The organism is Nocardioides sediminis, from assembly GCF_003047295.1.
Taxonomy (GTDB): Bacteria; Actinomycetota; Actinomycetes; order Propionibacteriales; family Nocardioidaceae; genus Nocardioides; species Nocardioides sediminis.
The window spans coordinates 195,788-212,548 of sequence record NZ_PZYZ01000005.1; the positions used below are offsets into that span (position 1 = coordinate 195,788).

General features: G+C 71.8%; 15 protein-coding genes. 8 read left to right on the forward strand and 7 right to left on the reverse strand.

Annotation, left to right across the window (positions count from 1 at the left end):
- Positions 1-41: 41 nt before the first annotated feature.
- Positions 42-485, reverse strand: coding sequence for a hypothetical protein (locus tag DAI17_RS13345; RefSeq protein ID WP_159081530.1), 444 nt, complete (start codon positions 483-485; stop codon positions 42-44).
- A gap of 570 nt (positions 486-1,055) precedes the next feature.
- Between DAI17_RS13345 and DAI17_RS13350 the strand changes: the two genes are divergently transcribed.
- Positions 1,056-1,727, forward strand: a complete 672-nt coding sequence (locus DAI17_RS13350; protein WP_107773683.1) for a Type 1 glutamine amidotransferase-like domain-containing protein — start codon at positions 1,056-1,058, stop codon at positions 1,725-1,727.
- Positions 1,728-1,803: 76 nt separating this feature from the next.
- Here DAI17_RS13350 and DAI17_RS13355 read toward each other — a convergent pair whose 3' ends face one another.
- Both DAI17_RS13355 and DAI17_RS13360 read right to left on the reverse strand, forming a co-directional pair.
- Positions 1,804-2,514 (reverse strand): DUF5995 family protein, encoded by a 711-nt coding sequence (locus tag DAI17_RS13355; protein ID WP_107773684.1) that lies wholly within the window; start codon positions 2,512-2,514, stop codon positions 1,804-1,806.
- 69 nt (positions 2,515-2,583) lie between these two features.
- Positions 2,584-4,287, reverse strand: coding sequence for a ComEC/Rec2 family competence protein (locus tag DAI17_RS13360; protein WP_159081531.1), 1,704 nt, complete (start codon positions 4,285-4,287; stop codon positions 2,584-2,586).
- A gap of 356 nt (positions 4,288-4,643) precedes the next feature.
- Here DAI17_RS13360 and DAI17_RS13365 point away from each other — a divergent pair, with 356 nt between their 5' ends.
- The 4 genes from DAI17_RS13365 to DAI17_RS13380 all read left to right on the forward strand — a co-directional run bounded on the left by DAI17_RS13365 (position 4,644) and on the right by DAI17_RS13380 (position 9,468).
- On the forward strand, positions 4,644-6,335 hold the full coding sequence (locus DAI17_RS13365; RefSeq protein WP_107773686.1) for a gluzincin family metallopeptidase: 1,692 nt from the start codon (positions 4,644-4,646) through the stop codon (positions 6,333-6,335).
- Positions 6,332-7,540, forward strand: a complete 1,209-nt coding sequence (locus tag DAI17_RS13370; protein ID WP_159081532.1) for a ComEC/Rec2 family competence protein — start codon at positions 6,332-6,334, stop codon at positions 7,538-7,540. Before DAI17_RS13365 ends, DAI17_RS13370 begins: the two co-directional genes overlap by 4 nt.
- 4 nt (positions 7,541-7,544) lie before the next feature.
- Positions 7,545-8,729 carry a patatin-like phospholipase family protein gene (locus DAI17_RS13375; protein WP_107773688.1) on the forward strand — a complete coding sequence of 395 codons (1,185 nt, stop codon included), beginning with the start codon at positions 7,545-7,547 and terminating at the stop codon, positions 8,727-8,729.
- 103 nt (positions 8,730-8,832) lie between these two features.
- Entirely contained in the window at positions 8,833-9,468 is a 636-nt protein-coding gene (locus tag DAI17_RS13380) for a hypothetical protein (protein WP_107773689.1), read from the forward strand.
- A gap of 10 nt (positions 9,469-9,478) precedes the next feature.
- Here the strand turns inward: DAI17_RS13380 and DAI17_RS13385 are convergent, their stop codons facing one another.
- Positions 9,479-10,081 carry a hypothetical protein gene (locus DAI17_RS13385; protein ID WP_107773690.1) on the reverse strand — a complete coding sequence of 201 codons (603 nt, stop codon included), beginning with the start codon at positions 10,079-10,081 and terminating at the stop codon, positions 9,479-9,481.
- Between the two features lie 126 nt (positions 10,082-10,207).
- Positions 10,208-10,855: a hypothetical protein gene (locus tag DAI17_RS13390; protein WP_107773691.1), complete on the reverse strand. Its 648-nt coding sequence runs from the start codon at positions 10,853-10,855 to the stop codon at positions 10,208-10,210.
- 202 nt (positions 10,856-11,057) lie between these two features.
- Between DAI17_RS13390 and DAI17_RS13395 the strand changes: the two genes are divergently transcribed.
- Positions 11,058-12,596 carry a hypothetical protein gene (locus DAI17_RS13395; RefSeq protein ID WP_199905111.1) on the forward strand — a complete coding sequence of 513 codons (1,539 nt, stop codon included), beginning with the start codon at positions 11,058-11,060 and terminating at the stop codon, positions 12,594-12,596.
- Between the two features lie 11 nt (positions 12,597-12,607).
- Here DAI17_RS13395 and DAI17_RS13400 read toward each other — a convergent pair whose 3' ends face one another.
- Together DAI17_RS13400 and DAI17_RS13405 are read right to left on the reverse strand one after the other, a co-directional pair.
- Positions 12,608-13,093 carry a SixA phosphatase family protein gene (locus DAI17_RS13400; protein ID WP_199905112.1) on the reverse strand — a complete coding sequence of 162 codons (486 nt, stop codon included), beginning with the start codon at positions 13,091-13,093 and terminating at the stop codon, positions 12,608-12,610.
- Between the two features lie 13 nt (positions 13,094-13,106).
- The gene (locus DAI17_RS13405; protein WP_107773693.1) at positions 13,107-13,922 is read right to left on the reverse strand and encodes a hypothetical protein; all 816 of its coding nucleotides are present in this window, start codon (positions 13,920-13,922) and stop codon (positions 13,107-13,109) included.
- A gap of 62 nt (positions 13,923-13,984) precedes the next feature.
- Between DAI17_RS13405 and DAI17_RS13410 the strand changes: the two genes are divergently transcribed.
- Together DAI17_RS13410 and DAI17_RS13415 are read left to right on the forward strand one after the other, a co-directional pair.
- Positions 13,985-15,628 carry an ABC-F family ATP-binding cassette domain-containing protein gene (locus tag DAI17_RS13410; protein WP_107773824.1) on the forward strand — a complete coding sequence of 548 codons (1,644 nt, stop codon included), beginning with the start codon at positions 13,985-13,987 and terminating at the stop codon, positions 15,626-15,628.
- Between the two features lie 44 nt (positions 15,629-15,672).
- The gene (locus tag DAI17_RS13415; RefSeq protein WP_159081533.1) at positions 15,673-16,647 is read left to right on the forward strand and encodes a sugar-binding transcriptional regulator; all 975 of its coding nucleotides are present in this window, start codon (positions 15,673-15,675) and stop codon (positions 16,645-16,647) included.
- The last annotated feature ends 114 nt before the right edge of the window (positions 16,648-16,761 follow it).

Sequence of the window (16,761 nt, forward strand, 5' to 3'; positions counted from 1 at the left end):
GCAGTTACCCCAAGTTCGGTACTCCCGCGGAGCCGACGCACTCAGCCCTTCTCGCCCGCACGCAGGTCGAGGGAGTGCAGCAGTGTGTGCTGCACCTTGCTCCACTGGGCGCTCCAGGCCTGCAGCGGAGCCAGCGAGCTCTCCAGGACCTCCAGCTGGTCGTCCAGGACGGCCAGCTCGGCCGTGATGGCCTGGATGGTCAGCCTCTTGGCACGGATCTCCTTCAGGACGATCTCGAGCTCTGCGCCGACCTGCGGCGCCGACTCGACTGCATTGCGCATGGACACGAGCATGTGGTTGGCCGACGAGAGGACCGACTCAGGGACGACCGCCTGCGCGCCGGCCCCTCCCGCCTGGGCCACCTGTTCCACCAGCACCCGCGTGCTGTTCAGGAACCGATCCGTCGCCGAGTGCACGATGCCCTGGTGATCCTGCCGCGGCACATCGCTGGACCTCTCGGTGTCCACGCTGTCGTCCTGGTCCATGTCTCCCATTGTGGCTCACGCGGCCACCGCGGGTGATGCGTTGCGCAGGACGCGGCTCGCCGCCAAGGGCGGCACCCCAGCACCGTTTACTTCAATGGGGACGTGCGAACATGCTTGCGAACGGGCTCCGCGTTGGGCAGCGTAGGAGGCACGTTCCACGGGTCACCGGGTAGTCGAGATGCCGAGCTGGTGGGGCGAGTTGCGAGGGTGTGAGTAATAGTCCGAGATCCGGGCCTCCAGGAGCGACGACCGTTGAGTGTCACGCATGCGCGTGACGTCACCGTCGTCGAGAGGAGGCCGACCTCGACAACGCCGTGCTCCTCTGCAGCCACCGTCACCACCGGGCACACGACACCGGCTACCGCACCGACCGCCTCCCCAACGGCGACATCAGGTTCCACCGACGCAGATAGGTCTGCTCTCACGACCACACCGTGCCCTTGCGGGCGGAAGGTTCGTCGGACCACTCTGGTCAACCGTGTCGAATCGCGGCGGGACCACACGTCGAAGGAGTGTCGGCCGCGCACGGCCGCCTGTGCCACTCGACCCCACTGACTTTCGGGAGACCACGTGAAGCTGCTCCTCACCTCCGGCGGTGTGACGAACCCCAGCATCCGCGACGCACTCGTGGACCTCCTCGGCAAGCCGATCGAGGAGTCCACCGCCGTGTGCATCCCCACCGCGATGTACGGGCACCCGATGGTCGGCCCCGGGACGAGGGCCTGGCAGTTCATCAGCGGCAGCTCCGAGAACCCGATGATCGACCTGGGCTGGAAGTCCGTCGGCGTGCTGGAGCTCACCGCCCTTCCCAGCATCGACGAGGAGCGGTGGGTGCCGCTGGTCCGGGAGGCCGACGCCCTGCTCGTCGCGGGCGGCGACGTCCTCTACCTGAGCCACTGGATGCGGGAGTCCGGGCTCGTGGACCTGCTGCCGTCGTTGCGCGAGACCGTCTGGGTGGGACTCAGTGCCGGGAGCATGGTGATGACCCCCTACGTGGGGGAGGACTTCATCCAGTGGCGACCACCCACCGGGGACGAGACCACGCTGGGCCTGGTCGACTTCTCGATCTGCCCTCATCTGGCTGCCGACGGCATGCCGGGCAACTCCATGGCCGAGGCGCAGGACTGGGCGGCCGGCGTCCCGAACACGGCGTACGCCATGGACGACCAGACGGCGATCACGGTGGTCGACGGCGACGTCGCCTTCGTCTCCGAAGGGCACTGGAAGCAGCTCCGGACCTGAGTGTCGATCCCGGCGGCAGACGCTCTCCGCAGTCCCCCGAGGGCTCGGCAGGGACCGCGGCGGACATCGTCGGTGCCTAAGGTCGACCGAGCCGGGCCGTGCTGGGGATCAGCAGTGCCCGCGACGTCATGCCGACCGTGTGTCCCAGCGCGTCGAGGAAGCGGTCGCGGAGAATGGTGGTCCGGCGCAGCGCCCACAGCGTCTCGGCACTCACCCAGCCCAGGTCCCGGGCCTTGTCGATGTTCCACGTGCTGAGCAGGTGCACGACGGGGCCGATCCGGTCGTCGACCTCTCGCCCCAGCGTGTCGAGGAAGGACCGCCGGACACCCGACTCGACCTGGGCCAGCACGTCGTTGACCGCCTCGTAGTCATCGTGGAGATCGCCGGGGTCGAGGCCGAGGGCACGACACGTGTCGACCACGGCGACGGGCAGGTCGTGCTCGATGTGGGTGTTCATCCCGGCGATGGCGTACTGGACGGGGAGCCGACCCCCACGGCGCGCCTCGAAGATCGGCCGCCACGCACGCGTGACCTGACGGCCTGCCGCGTCGGCGTCGTACGCCTCCAGCCAGAGGTTGGCGAAGCGGACGTCGAGCTCGGCCATCGCCGGACCGTTGCGGAACGAGGTCCCGTGGGGGTTGCCGGGATCGGTGAGCGTCGCGGCGATGCGCTCGGTGACCGTGAGGTACATCCGGTTGAACACCCGGACGCCGTCACCGGCGGGCAGGTCGGCGTCGATCTCCTGCATGCGGGCGATGACCTCGTCGACGGTCCTGGCCGTGGCCATGATCGGAGTATGCCCGTCCTGCAGCCCACGTGTCAGCGACCAACGGCCCCGTCCGAGCGGGGCGGGCCGTCACTCTCCGCGCTTCTCGGCCTTCGGCTTCTCATCGTCCGTCGCCTCCGACCGCGAGCGACGCGTGGCGCGGATCGGGTGGAGGACCCGGCCGTTGTCGAGGTCCACCTCGTCGCGGGGAGCGTCGCCGAAGCGCCACATCACCAGGCGCGCGCCACGCTTGGGCGGGACGAGGAGGGCGATGGAGCCGAGCGGGGTGCCGTCCTTCGCATGACCGCCGGTGTAGTGGATGCCGAGGTCGGCGTCGACGGGCGGCGTGGACCCCGACCGGGCCGTCGGAGCCAGCGCCTCGGCGATCGCCTGCGTGGCCAGGGCATGCGGGAACCCGTACCTGCCGCCGCCTCCCACCGACGAGATGAGCGTGACCTGGGGCCTGATCCGCTCGATCAGCTCGGTGTTGATGCCGTGCTTCGAGGCGTGGTGGGAGACCTTGAGGATCTCCGCAGCCAGGTAGTCCCGCCCACGAGCCTCGGCGAGCCCGCGGTAGAGCGCCGCGTTGTGACCGCGGTGCAGCTGGGGGAACTCGGTCGTGGTGTGGGACCACGACCGGGTCTGGGCATCGGCCCCGAGGATGAGGGACCAGGGCCTGGGAAGGCGCAGGTCCATCCGGGACTCGCGACCGTCCCGGAGCCGTTCGGTCGCGATGCGGACCGCCGGGAACTCGACGCGCAGCACGATCGAGGCATCGTTGCAGTCGACGCCGTACGAGTCGTACGCGGTGCGCAGGTGCACGCTCGGCGCGAGCACCGTGATCTTGGTGCCGTCGACGTACAACGTGGTGCCCGCCGTCGGCTCTCCGTGCCGGATCCGCTCCTCTTCCACCGCCACCATCATCTCGGCGAAGGCGCCGGTCGGGGCGTGGTAGCCCGTCTCCCAGAAGTCGGCGATGCCGGCCGAGCCGTACGCCGTCAGCAGCTCGGCCATCCCCTCGATGTGGTCGTCGTGCGGGTGGGTGGCCACGACGAGCGCGCAGACCTCCTCGGTCCCCCCGGGCGAAGGGACCAGCCCCTCGGCGGCGAGACGACCGAGCAGGGCCGGCAGCTTCCGGGTCGTCCCGGCATCGACGACGATGACCCGCCGGAGCCCGGTCTCCGCCCGAGCCGGGAGGAGCAGCAGCTGGGTGTCACCGTCGCCCACGTTGAGCAGGAAGTAGAACATCGCTGTGGGGTTGCTCCGTATCGCGTCCACGACGTTGCTCGGCTCCTGGAGCCGTTTCGCCGGCAGCTCCCAGCGGACCGGTGACTCCCCCTGCCCGGGGACGACGTAGGGCCCCTTCCACGGGACCCGTCGGACCGTTCCGGTGCGCGCCTTCTCCTCCGGCAGACCGGTCGGGACCTGCCGCTGGGCGATCGCCTGCTCCATCGGCTGCACCCCGGACACGCCTGCGTAGAACGCGAGCTTCGCGACGTTCCTGGCCTCAGCAGTGAGGTCGCAGACCGTCCCCGGCAGCACCGTCGCCAGCCGGAGGTCGGCATCGAGCACGACGTCCTCACCCCGCCGCAACCGCTCCCCGACCTCGGCCGCCACCGCAGTCGCGAACACGTCCCCCGGGCGTGGGTCGCGGCGCAGCCACCCCTGGTAGAGCAGGTCGTGGAGCTCCCGCTGGTGCACCAGCAGGTGCCCCGGTCCGGAGACCGGGGAGCTCGTCGCGAAGAACCGGACCCTTCCGTGCCGGTCCGCGTCCGGCCACGGGCTCACGGTCATGGTGACGAGGTTCCCGACGACCTCGTCCACGATCACGTAGCTGAGGTCGGCGAGCCGCTCGCGGAGCTGGTCCGGGAGACAGGATGGGCGCCACGGGACAAAGGCATCTCGGTCTTGCCTCGACGACCCGGACATGGCGCCCCCTTCACGCCGACATGAATCACGGTGACCGCGTCGCGGAGGGCTGTCAAACGCCGGGCTAGACAGGGCGTGGAGCACGCACGGGAGGCCTGGGCGGACGTCCCACGGCGCTCGCTCCGCGATCGCGGGCCACTGCCGAAGTCACCCGTTCGGGCTATGTCCCGAGTCAAGTCGCCGGAGGATCGTGGCATCAGACTCCGGACGCGGGAGGGGCCATGGCGGACGTCGTCGCCGAGGTGGAGCTGCTGGTCCAGGACGGCTCGGTGTCCCTGGCAGGTCCGGGCGTGACGGCCGGCGCTCCCGAGAAGGAGACGAAGGAGCTGACCCTGCCCGGCGACGGGAACGACCGGTTCCTCGACGGGCCGGCGACGCGCCGCTTCGCCGTCGTCGACTTCGACCCGGCGACCGGAGCGCCCCTGCCGCCCCCCGCGACGTTCGTCCCGTTCCGGTCCAACCCGAGGTCGGGCAGGTACGTCGCCGGCCACGGGGACGCGTCGGCCGGAGACCTCGCGATCAACGCGTTCGGGACCGTCTTCCAGACCGTGCGCATGTTCGAGGGTCCGGACGCGTTGGGGAGGCGGGTCCAGTGGGCCTTCGGTGGGGAGCAGCTGCTGGTCGTGCCGCGAGCCGGCGAGTGGGCCAACGCGTTCTACGACCGCGGGACCCGCAGCCTGCAGTTCTTCTCCTTCGACGGCGCGACCGGCGCACGGGTCCACACGGCGCTGAGCCGCGACGTGGTGGCGCACGAGTGCGGGCACGCCCTCCTCGACGCGGTGGTGCCGTCGCTGTACGACAGCTCGACGCCGCAGTCGGTCGCCATCCACGAGGCCGTCGCCGACCTGGTCGCGGTGGTCATGGCCCTCGACAGCCGACGCCTGCGAGAGGCGGTCCTGGCCCGCAGCGACAACTCCCTGGCCGGGGAGAGCGCGTTCAGCTCGATCGCCGAGGAGTTCGGCATGGCACGGCCGAGCGCGGACGGGATGTCCCGCCGCGCCCTGCGGGAGCTGAGGAACGTCGACACCGTCCACACGTTGGCCGACGCGCGACCGCACGTCCTGAGCACCCTGCTGTCGGCGATCTTCTACGACTGCCTCAGCGGGATGTTCGCGACCCGGTTCGAGGCGGAGCAGTCGACCGACGCGAGCGGCGGCTCCACGGCGGCGGCAGCCAACAAGGCCCTGGGTACGGCGCACATCATCTTCCGGCGGTTGCTGTTGCGGGGGATCGACTACCTGCCGCCGGGTGAGCTCAGCTTCGCCGACGTGGGACGGGCGACGCTGGCGGCAGATCGTGCCGTGCGCCCCGACGCGGACGCCGGCGCCGCTCTGCTGCGGCAGCGCGAACGTCTGGCCGCGCAGTTCGTCGAACGGGGCCTGGTCGCGACGGCCGCGGACCTCCTCAGTCCTCGACCAGCCGACCTCTCCGTCCCTCCCGACGAGCTGCGGCGCATCCACGGCAGTGATTGGGCGGCCTACGAGTACGTCACCCGTCACCGCGCCACGATGGGTATTCCCCGGGACGTGGCCTTCACGGTGCTGCCGCGCGTCGACAGCACGAAGGTGGTCGGCCCCAGGCGCGACGGCGTGGCGCCGGTGCAGCGGGAGCTGATCCTGAAGGTCGCGTGGAACGTCACCGAGGACGCGGCCGGTGCGACCGGCCGGACACGCGTGGTCCCGACCGGTGCGACCGTCACCCTCGACTGGGACACCGGGGAGTGCCTGGCCATGGTGAGCAGCGACGTGACCGGACACCAGCACCGGACCGAGCGGGACACGTTCCTGCTCGAGCTCGAGCAGGAAGGACTCCTCGAGCAGGACGACGAGTCGGGAGTCGCGGTGCGCGGCGACGAGGACGCCGGTCTGCGCAACAGCCACCGACTGCTGCACCTGGCGGGGTGGTGGGGGTGAGCGACCTCGTGGTCCGCGCGTACAACGTCGGTTTCGGCGACGCGGTCCTCGTCTCGGTTCCGGAGCTGACCGAGGACGGGCACGAGGAGACCCGCCACGTGCTCATCGACGTCGGCAACCTCCTCGCCGGGGACGGCAACGATGACGAGGTGTTCACCGGAGTGGTGCGGGAGGTCGCGGACCGCACCGGGGGCACCGTCGACCTCTACGTGATGACCCACGAGCACCTCGACCACGTCCAAGGCCTGTTGGCCGCGCACCGGGCCGGGGTCGGCCTCGCTGCGCGCCACGCCTGGCTGACCGGCTCCGCGCACCCCGACTACTACGCGACCCACCCGGAGGCCGAGAAGAGGAGGCGCGTCGCTGCGCTCGCCCTGGAGGACGCGCACCGCATCGTGCAGGCGGCACCCGACCCGTGGTTGGACATGATGGTTCGCAACAACTCCGCTGGGCTGCCACCCGGAGCGCTCGGGCTCAGGACCAGCGACTACGTCGACCACCTTCGGGACCTCGCACCTCGCGAGCGGACCCACTACGTCGATCGCACCACCGACCTGCAGGGCAAGCACCCGTTCACGGAGGCGACCGTGCGCATCCTCGCGCCGGAGGAGGACACGTCGACGTACTACGGGCGTGCCCTCGACGGGCCGGCGCTCACGGCGGCCGGCGCGGCGGAGGCAGCATCAGGAGGACCGGCGACGCCTGCCCTGTCCGTGCCACCGGTGGGGGTGGAGCCCGGGGCGTTCTTCGACCTTCAGGCCTCCCGGCGAACGGGCACCCGTCGCCGGATCATGGAGATCGACAAGGCCAACAACAACACGAGCATCGTCTTCCAGCTCGAGTGGCGCGGGTGGCGGTTGCTGTTCGCGGGCGACGCCGAGCTGAAGTCCTGGAAGCGCATGCACGCACACGGACTGCAGCCGGTGCACTTCGTCAAGATCTCGCACCACGGCAGCCACAACGGGACGTACGACGAGCTCTTCGACGAGCTGATGCCGGCGCAGAGCCCGGACGGCCGGGAGCGGCACGCGTTGGTCTCCACCCACGACGGCGACTGGGACAGCGTTCCGGACGCGGAGGGGACGCTTGCCCTCTACTCGTCGCGCTGCCTCCTGCACGACACCCGCTCCGTGGCGCACGGCGCGTCCCTCGAGGTCACGTTCGCCGGTGGTCCCGACGTCCTCGGACCCAGCGACAGGAGGTAGGCAGATGAGCAGCGACGACGCACCGTCCTCGGCGCACGTACGGCGGGTCCCGGCCGAGGACCCCGTCCCGCAGCAGTCCGGCGGGGGTGACGCCCCGCCGTCGACAGGGACGGCGCTGTGCCTCTCGGGGGGCGGCTACCGGGCCATGCTCTTCCACGTCGGCGTCCTCTGGCGGCTCAACGACGCCGCGATGCTGCCCTCGCTGGACCGCGTGTCCAGTGTCTCCGGCGGATCGATCACCGCAGGAGTGCTGGCCCTGGCCTGGGACCACCTCGACTTCGACGACACCGGCGTGGGCCGAGCCTTCGTGACGCAGGTCGTGGACCCGGTCCGGCGCATGGCGGGCGTCGGGGTCGACGTCTCGTCGGTCGTGATGGGGCTCGGCCTCCCGTTCACGTCGGTCTCCGACCGGGTGGTCAAGGCCTATCGCAAGCACCTGTTCGGGAAGGCGAGCCTGCAGGACCTGCCGGAACGGCCCCGGTTCGTGATCAACGCGACGAACCTCGAGTCGGGGGTGCTGATGCGCTTCAGCAAGCCCTACCTCGCTGACTACCGCGTCGGGCAGGTCCTGCGGCCGGACCTTCCCCTGGCGGTGGCGGTCGCCGCGTCGTCGGCGTTCCCACCCGTGCTGTCGCCGTGCACCCTCGACCTCGAGCACGAGGACTGGGTGACCCTGGCGGGCAACGACCTCACCGGGCCGGAGTTCCGCGGTCAGATCCGCCTCACTGACGGCGGCGTCTACGACAACCTCGGTCTGCAGACGGCGTGGAACGAGTGCCGCACGCTGCTCGTCGCCGACGCCGGTGGTCGGCTGGACGCCGACCCGGAGCCGCCGACCGACTGGGCGAGGCACACGGCGCGGGTGCTGCACGTGATCGACAACCAGGTCCGGTCCCTGCGCAAGCGGCAGCTCGTCGAGGCGTTCCGGGCCGGCCGGCGCGATGGGTGCTACGTGGGCATCCGGAGCGAGGTCGAGGACTACCGGCTGGCGGACTCGCTGCCCGCACACCCGCGGGTCACGTCCCGGCTCGCGGCCACTCCGACTCGTCTGGACGACCTGCCGGCGGCGCAGCAGGAGCTGCTCGTCAACTGGGGGTACGTCATCACCGACACGGGTCTGCGCAAGCACGTCCGTCCCGACCTGCGTCCCGGCAGCCTGCCCTACCCCGAGCGCCCGCTGGTGGACTGAGGCGCCCGCCCGCGTCGCCGCCCCGACAGGGCCGCACCCGACGTTCCGATCGTGACCTCCCGCGGGCGCTGCCGGACCTAGACTGGGAGCAGGGACGGTGCCCATGTCGGAGGAGACAATCGCGCTGACGATGGGGAGTCTCTTCCTGCTGATCGCGATCGTCGGTGGAGGCTTCTCCGTCGAGCGTGCCCAGATACCGCAGGTCCCGACGTGGGCACGCGTCGTGTCCTCGGTGATCGGTGCGTCGTTCCTCGCGTTCTTCGCCTACGCCACGCTCGGCGGCAGCGGCGTCACGCCGGTCGTGGACCGCGCCACGGACTCCGTCGTCGAACGACAAGCCCCGACCGAGGCGCGTCCCCCGGCCGACGGCATCCACCGTGACGCCGGGCCCCACGCCACGGCCAGCGGGATCGAGCTCACCGACCTCGTGGCGTCGTGGCAGGACCCCCTGGTCGTCAACGACACGCTGGCCATCGGCTACCGGCTGACGAACGCCGGCGACACGTCCGTCGAGCTGGAGTACGTGTTCGTCGGCGTCCGCGACCCGGCCGACACGAACCGGGACAAGGAGGTGGACCAGCTGGTGACGCTCGCCCCCGGTGACTCGATCGACCTGCAGACCACGCTCCTCCTCGACCAGGAAGGGGTGTGGAGCATCTGGCCCTGCTTCGGTATCGCCGGTGGCACGGAGTGCCCCGACGAGTGGCGTGCCTTCGAGGTCGCGGTGACGGCGGGCTGAGGGCCGGGTCTCACGGCTCGGGCGCCGGCGGGCTGCTCCGGGCGGCACGACCGCCACCGGCCGCCAGCCGGGCCACGAGGTGGAGGACGATCGCCGGGGCCAGACCGATCGCGAGGGCCAGCACGGTGATCCCCATGGCCATCGCCATCCGCGCGCCGAACGACTCCCCGGAGTCCGCCACGGCTCCAGCCAGCCCGAACAGGATCGCGGCGGCGAACCACAGCAGCGCCCACGCCAGGGACAGGTAGTAGAGGACCCACGCCACCCGGGCCACCACCGTGCCGGGCTGGTGGTCCATCAGGAGCACCGCGCGGAGGAGGTCGGCGGACCGCCCCCGGTCCTCGTCCTGCTGCGCATCCTCCGTCGCGAGGCGCAGCTCCGCGTACGCCGCATCGAGCTCCCTCCTGAGCATCTCCTTCGTGGCTTCGTGGCTGTCGCTCGTGTCGTCGCCGTACGCAGCGAGCATGGACGTGATCGTCCCGATCCTCGCCTGCGCCGCACTCACCCTCCGCGCACTGCGCTGCGTGCCGCTGCGGGCACGCAGCCACACGCCCGCGGCCGCGAGGACGGCGGCCACGATCGGCGGTGTCGCTGCGATCAGCAGGTCCTGCATGCTTCGCACCCCTGTGCATGACCCGAGAGGACGAGCGTGGCAGATCATCCGTCCCGCGCCAAGGGCGGCGGCGTGCCGCTCGCTCCGGTCCTCGTCGTCGTCGCGCGTGGGCCGGACGACGGACGGTCAGGCGTCCACGTCGGTCCTCTGGCGGAGGACGTCGGGGAGCAGGTGCTCGAGGACGCCGACCTCCTCGACGTTGTGCACCACCCATGCCCGGGCCATCCGCTCGGGGAAGACCCTGGTGCGCAGGTACCGGTTCACGGGCGACAGGAGGGGTGACCTCGCACCGAGGTCCAGGACGCTGACGTAGTGGGTCCCCTGCCCACAGGCCGACCACGTGTGCTCCAGCTGGAACACCTGGATCCCGGCCAACCGCCGGACCAGCCGGATGCCGGCCCCGTCGAGCTTCTCCACGGTCTCGGTGCTGTCGACGTAGAACTCCGGCCGTCGGTCGAACGCCTCCACGATCCGGAACCGGGCTCCCTCGCCCACTCCCCCGCCGGAAGCGGGCCGGGCGAGCTCCCAGCGGATGTGGTCGAGCGGGTGCCACGCCAGGTAGCCCGGGATCTGCTTGCCGCCGTACGTCGTGGAGTCCCCGATGTGCTGGAACCACCAGAGCAGCATCGCCGGCGTGATCCCCGCCAGCGGTTGGTGGTCGATGGTCACCCGCATCCGGTGGTGCGGCAGGAGCTGGACCGTGCTCCGAGCGCTGTCGGCCGTACGCAGCGGATGGAGCAACGGCCGAGGGGCCGGGATCGGGCGTCGGGCCATGGCCCCACCATGGAGGCCCGTGGCGCTCGTGGCAACGACACCGTGCGCGGCCGATCTGACCGCGAGGCAGGGACGGGCCGTCAGATGCTTGTCACGGGCCCCGTTCGGGGCGCACGCTGGTCTGGCCGACAGGGGGTCAGTGATGGCGAGCTCGAGGGACACACCCGACGAGGTCAAGATCCGCGCGACTCCACGAGAGCCGGTGACCGACCCGACCCTCGGTGTCGAGGTGCCGCGGCCGGCGGCCGTGAAGGCGAAGCACCGCTTGGTCACGATCGGGGACTCCCTCACCCAGGGGTTCATGAGTGCGGCGGTGCACCGGACGGACCTGTCCTGGCCGGCGATCACGGCGTACGAGCTGGGCCTGACCGCCGAGCGGTTCACCTTCCCGACGTACGAGTGGCCGACGGGCCCGGGCGGACTGCCCCTGGACCTCGAACGGCTCGCGAGGTCGTTCGAGAAGCGATTCGGCGCGCGCCTGGACTTCTGGGAGATCGTCACGGCGGCCCTGTGGCTGCGGTCCTACATGGACCGGATCGAGGACCACTGGGAGCGCGGTCCCGGCTCGAAGACCCCGCCCGGCGGACCCGCGTTCCACAACATGGCGGTCTACGGCTGGGACCTCCTCGACCCTCAGCTCCTCACCTCGACCAGGGTCGCCGCCCGGCTGGCCCGCCCGACCTCGGACGACCCGCTGTCCCAGCTGGTCGAGCACCACCAGGACCGCGCCGCCTGGCCCGTGCTCCAGCGGGCCCGCAAGGGCAACCGCGGCCGCTCCGTGCTGGACGCCGTGGCCGACATGAGCGGACCGGGCCAGGGCATCGAGACGCTGGTGGTCGTGCTCGGCTCCAACAACGCCCTCGGTTCGGTCGTCTCGCTGGAGCCCGCGTGGACGCCGGAGGGGTACGCCGACCTCCCGGCCGAGAAGCGCCTGGCGGCCCGCGCCGGGTGCAACCTGTGGCGTCCCAGCGCGTTCGATGCCGACTGGGCCCTGCTCGAGGCGAAGCTGCGCGGCATCGACGCCCAGCACACCATCGTCGCGACGGTGCCGTCGGTCACCATCGCGCCGATCGCCCGGGGCACCTTCCGGAAGGTGTCACCGAAGTCCCGGTACTTCCCCTACTACACGAGGCCGTGGATCAGCGACGACGACTTCGACCCAGGGCGGGACCCCCACATCACCGAGGACGAGGCCCGGGCGATCGACTCCGCCATCGACGCCTTCAACGAGACGCTGGTCGCGTCCGTGGCGGCCGCGCGTCGCGACGGCCTCGACTGGTACCTGTTCGACATGGGGTCGCTCCTCGACCGGCTCGCGACCCGTCGCTACATCGACAGTCCCTGGGCGCGGCCGGAGTGGTGGACGCCGTACGAGCTGCCTCGCGCGCTGCGCCTGCTGGACCCGGTGCCGAACACCCGGTTCTTCCGGTCGGGCCCCGGAGGCCGCACGGACGGCGGGCTGTTCTCCCTCGACGGCGTGCACCCGACGACGGCCGCCTACGGCATCCTCGCCCAGGAGGTCATCAGGGTGATGGAGCTGGCCGGGGTCGAGTTCGCCGACCGGAACGGGCACCCGCGATCGGGTCCCGTGATGGTCGACTTCGAGCGGCTGCTGCGGGCCGACACCCTCCTCAGCGACCCGCCCGCGGCCGTCAGCGACACCCTGAGCCTGATCGGCTGGCTCGACGACCAGCTCGACCTGGTCAACCGGTTCCTGCCCTTCGTCCACTCGCCCCTGTGACGCGTGGGCCGTCACCTCAGCGGCGCCGGCGGGCGGCCGTGTGACCGCAGCGTGGCGGGCGCACCCCCGACGGCGGACCAAGGGCCGGGTACGTCGATGACGGCCACCGCCGACGTCGGCAGCCGCACCTGTCCACCGGTCAGGCTCTCCGCCAGGTCCTCCATGCCCGGGTTGTGGCCCACGAGCACGACGGTCCCCGTCTCCGCCGGCACGTCCCGCAGGACGTCGAGGAGCTCCCGGGCCGAGGCGGCGTACACGCGCTCGTCCTCGCGGACCGGCGGAGCAACCGCAAGCTCCGCGGCCGCGAGTCGCCAGGTCTCGCGGGTGCGCTCGGCGGGCGACACGATGGCGAGGTCGACGACGCCGACGTTGTCGGCGAGCCACCGACCGGCCTCGGGCACCTGACGCCGCCCGCGGCGCGCGAGTGGGCGGAGGTGGTCGGGTTCGTCGCCCGACCAGTCCGACTTGCCGTGGCGGAGCAGGACGAGGGTGCCCACGGGCGAGGCCGGGTCAGAAGCCGCCGAAGTCGAAGCCGCCGCCGTCGAAGCCCCCACCGTCGAAGCCTCCGCCGTCGCCGCCCCCGTCGAACCCGCCGCCGTCACCGCCGCCGTCACCGCCGCCGTCGCCACCGTCGCCGCCACCGTCCCCGCCGTCGTCGTAGCCACCGCCGAAGCCGCCGAACATCATGCCGCCGAGGAACATCCAGGTCATGGGTCCGAAGGCGCCGAAGTAGCCCATCGCGTAGGGCTCGTAGGCGCGGCCGCCCTGCCAGTAGGGGACCCGCTGGGCGCCGACCATCACCTTGCGGATGTCGGGCTCGGCGCCGGCGCGCACGCGCTCGACGTCGAGGGCGCACGCGGGCACGTCGCGCTCGACGCCGTCCGGCGGGACGAACGGGACGTCGGCCACCGAGGGGCCGTGCCGAGGATCGAAGAAGCAGGGCGGCCGCCGGGTCGGCAGCGGCTCGCCGGCGACGCGGGCGCGCACGCACGCGACGGCGTAGCGACCGTCCTCGACGATCTCGGTGATGTGCTTGATGTCCTCGGGCTTGCCGATCGAGTCGCCGGCGACCTTCGCCGACTCGTAGGCGTCCAGCGCCCGTTGGTAGTCGGCGTTCGCGCCGGCATCCAGCTCGTGGCCGCTCATCTCGAGGTCGAGCTGCTGCAAGTCCTCGCCGAACGCCGTGATGTCCTCGAAGGCCAGCTTGCGCACCGGGGCGAGCTCGTCCTCGCGACGGGCGAGCTCGCGCTCCTTGTTGCGGCGTGAGGCACCGACCGCCACGGCCCCGAGCACCGCGAGGACCAACAGCAGCAGGATCAGCTCCATGACGAGAGCCTACGTCCGGCGTGGAAGCGGGCAACCCGTCCTGCCTGACTATGCTCCCCCGCGTGAGCGCCACCCTCGTTGCGAAGAACCTGTCCGGCGGGCACGGACACCGGGTCCTCTTCGAGGGGCTCGACCTCACGGTCGCCCCCGGTGACGTGATCGGCGTCGTCGGCGCGAACGGCGCCGGGAAGTCGACGCTGCTCTCCCTGCTCGGCGGGGTGGCGCAGCCGATGGCCGGCACGGTCGAGTGCGCGCCGCGGGACGCCTTCGTCGGCTGGCTGCCGCAGGAGCACGAGCGGGTGCCCGGCGAGACGGTCGGCCACTACCTCGCGCGGCGTACGGGCGCGGCCGAGGCGACCAGGGCGATGGAGGAGGCCGCCGGAGCCCTCGGCTCGGGCGACGCCGCGGCCGACGACGCCTACGCGGTCGCGCTCGACCGGTGGCTCGCGAGCGGGGCGCCCGACCTCGACGACCGGGTCGCGCCGGTGCTCGCCGACCTCGGGCTCGACGTCGGCCCGGACGCGCTCATGACCACGCTGTCGGGCGGCCAGGCCGCGCGGGTGGCACTGGCCGCGCTGCTGCTCAGTCGCTTCGACGTCGTGCTGCTCGACGAGCCCACCAACGACCTCGACCTCGACGGGCTGGCGCGGCTGGAGGCCTTCGTGCAGGGCCTGCGCGGCGGCGTCGTGCTGGTCTCGCACGACCGCGAGTTCCTCGCGCGCTGCGTCACCCGGATCGTCGAGCTCGACCTCGCCCAGGGCCAGGTCACCGTCTACGAGGGTGGGTACGACGCGTTCCTGGAGGAGCGGGCCGTGGCCCGACGCCATGCGCGGGAGGCCTACGAGCAGTACGCCGAGACCCGCGCCGACCTCGTGCAGCGCATGCGCACCCAGCGCGAGTGGAGCTCGCAGGGCGTGCGCAACGCGATCCGCAAGAACCCCGACAACGACAAGATCCGGCGAAGGGGGTCCATCGAGTCGGCGGAGAAGCAGGCGCAGAAGGTCCGCCAGATGGAGTCGCGGATCGCTCGGCTCGAGGAGGTGGAGGAGCCCCGCAAGGAGTGGGTCCTGCAGTTCGACGTCGCCGCCGCGCCACGCTCGAGCTCGGTGGTGGCCACCCTCAACGAGGCGACCCGGACCCTCGGCGACTTCCGGCTCGGCCCCGTCTCCGTCCAGGTCGACGCCGGCGACCGGATCGGCATCACCGGTCCCAACGGGGCCGGCAAGACCACGCTCCTGCGGCTGCTGCTGGGGCTCACGGACCCGGACACCGGCACGGCGTCGCTCGGCGCCTCCGTCGCGGTCGGCGTGATCGACCAGGCCCGCACCGGCCTGGCCGAGGACCTACCGCTCGGCGCCGCCTTCGAGGCCGTCGTGCCCGAGATGACGCAGGCCGAGGTGCGGACGCTGCTCGCCAAGTTCGGCCTCAGGGCCGACCAGGTCACGAGCAAGGTCGGACGCCTCTCCCCCGGCGAGCGCACCCGCGCGGCCATGGCACTCCTCCAGGCGCGCGGGGTCAACCTCCTCGTCCTCGACGAGCCCACCAACCACCTCGACCTGCCCGCCATCGAGCAGCTCGAGCAGGCCCTGGAGTCGTACGCCGGAGCGCTGCTGCTGGTCTCGCACGACCGGCGCCTGCTGGAGAACGTCCGGCTCGACCAGCGGTGGGAGGTCGACGCGGGCCGGGTCGTCGTGCGGCACGCCTGACGGGCCCACGGCGTACGATCGGCGACTGCGGCGAGGGGGAGATGATGGACGAGAGAGAGTGGCAGCTGCTGTCGGCGATCGCCCGACGCTTCTACCTCGAGGACGCCTCGAAGATCGAGCTCGCCGCGGAGTTCGACATCAGCCGGTTCCGCGTCGCGCGGCTCCTGCAGCAGGCACGCGAGCAGGGTGTCGTCACGATCGAGATCCACGACCGCGACGAGACGCGGGAGGGGCTGAGGACCGAGCTCGCCGACCACCTGGGCCTCGACGAGTGCGTGGTCGTCAAGGCGGGCGACAGCGAGGACGACAACCGGCGGCGCCTCGCCAGGGCCGCCGCGCCAAGGATCGCCGGGACGGTCCGCGACGGCGACGTCATCGGGCTCTCCTGGGGTCGGACCCTCGTCGCGATCGGCGAGGAGCTGCCGGCGCTCCCGCCCAGCACCGTCATCCAGCTGACCGGGACGGTGGGCAACGACTTCCGGCAGTCGCCCGTGGAGGTCATCCGCCGGATCAGCGGGCGCTCCAGCGTCGAGGCCGTCGCGGTCTTCGCCCCGCTGTTCGCCGCGTCGGAGAGCGCCGCGGAGACGTTCCGGAGCGACCCCTCGATCCAGTCGGCCCTGAGCCGCTACGCCGATCTCGCCGTGGCGGTCGTGGCCGTCGGGTCCTGGGACCCGCCGATCACCCAGCTCGGTCCGCTCCTCACGCCCGCCGAACGGGCCGAGCTCGAGCGGGAGGGAGTCGTGGCGGAGATCGCCGGCATCTTCCTGCGCGGTGACGGCTCGGTCATCGAGACCGACCTGAGTCGGCGCCGCATCTCGGTGTCGGCCGACGAGCTGATGCGCACGCCCCGCGTGATCGCCGTGGCGGGCTCGCCCGAGAAGGCGGGGGCGATCGCCGCCGTCGCGCGCTCCGGGATCCTCACCTCGCTCGTGACCGACGACCGCGCCGCCGCCGCCCTGCTGCGGCTGCAGCGGGTCGACGTCCAGGCGCAGCCGCGACGCCGCGCCTCCGGGCGCTGACGCACCCCGTAGCCCGACCGACCCCCTCCTCCGCCCGATACCGGAGGGATCGCGCCGCGTCCGTGCGCGACCACACGGCGCACCTCAGCGCTCAGATGAGCACCCTCCCAGTCC

Excerpts from the sequence above, each read along its gene's own strand:
- DAI17_RS13345 (WP_159081530.1), bottom strand. The coding sequence starts at position 485 with ATGGACCAGGACGACAGCGTGGACACCGAGAGGTCCAGCGATGTGCCG.
- DAI17_RS13355 (WP_107773684.1), bottom strand. The coding sequence starts at position 2,514 with ATGGCCACGGCCAGGACCGTCGACGAGGTCATCGCCCGCATGCAGGAG.
- DAI17_RS13360 (WP_159081531.1), bottom strand. The coding sequence starts at position 4,287 with ATGACCGTGAGCCCGTGGCCGGACGCGGACCGGCACGGAAGGGTCCGG.
- DAI17_RS13365 (WP_107773686.1), top strand. The coding sequence starts at position 4,644 with ATGGCGGACGTCGTCGCCGAGGTGGAGCTGCTGGTCCAGGACGGCTCG.
- DAI17_RS13375 (WP_107773688.1), top strand. The coding sequence starts at position 7,545 with ATGAGCAGCGACGACGCACCGTCCTCGGCGCACGTACGGCGGGTCCCG.
- DAI17_RS13380 (WP_107773689.1), top strand. The coding sequence starts at position 8,833 with ATGTCGGAGGAGACAATCGCGCTGACGATGGGGAGTCTCTTCCTGCTG.
- DAI17_RS13385 (WP_107773690.1), bottom strand. The coding sequence starts at position 10,081 with ATGCAGGACCTGCTGATCGCAGCGACACCGCCGATCGTGGCCGCCGTC.
- DAI17_RS13390 (WP_107773691.1), bottom strand. The coding sequence starts at position 10,855 with ATGGCCCGACGCCCGATCCCGGCCCCTCGGCCGTTGCTCCATCCGCTG.
- DAI17_RS13405 (WP_107773693.1), bottom strand. The coding sequence starts at position 13,922 with ATGGAGCTGATCCTGCTGCTGTTGGTCCTCGCGGTGCTCGGGGCCGTG.
- DAI17_RS13415 (WP_159081533.1), top strand. The coding sequence starts at position 15,673 with ATGGACGAGAGAGAGTGGCAGCTGCTGTCGGCGATCGCCCGACGCTTC.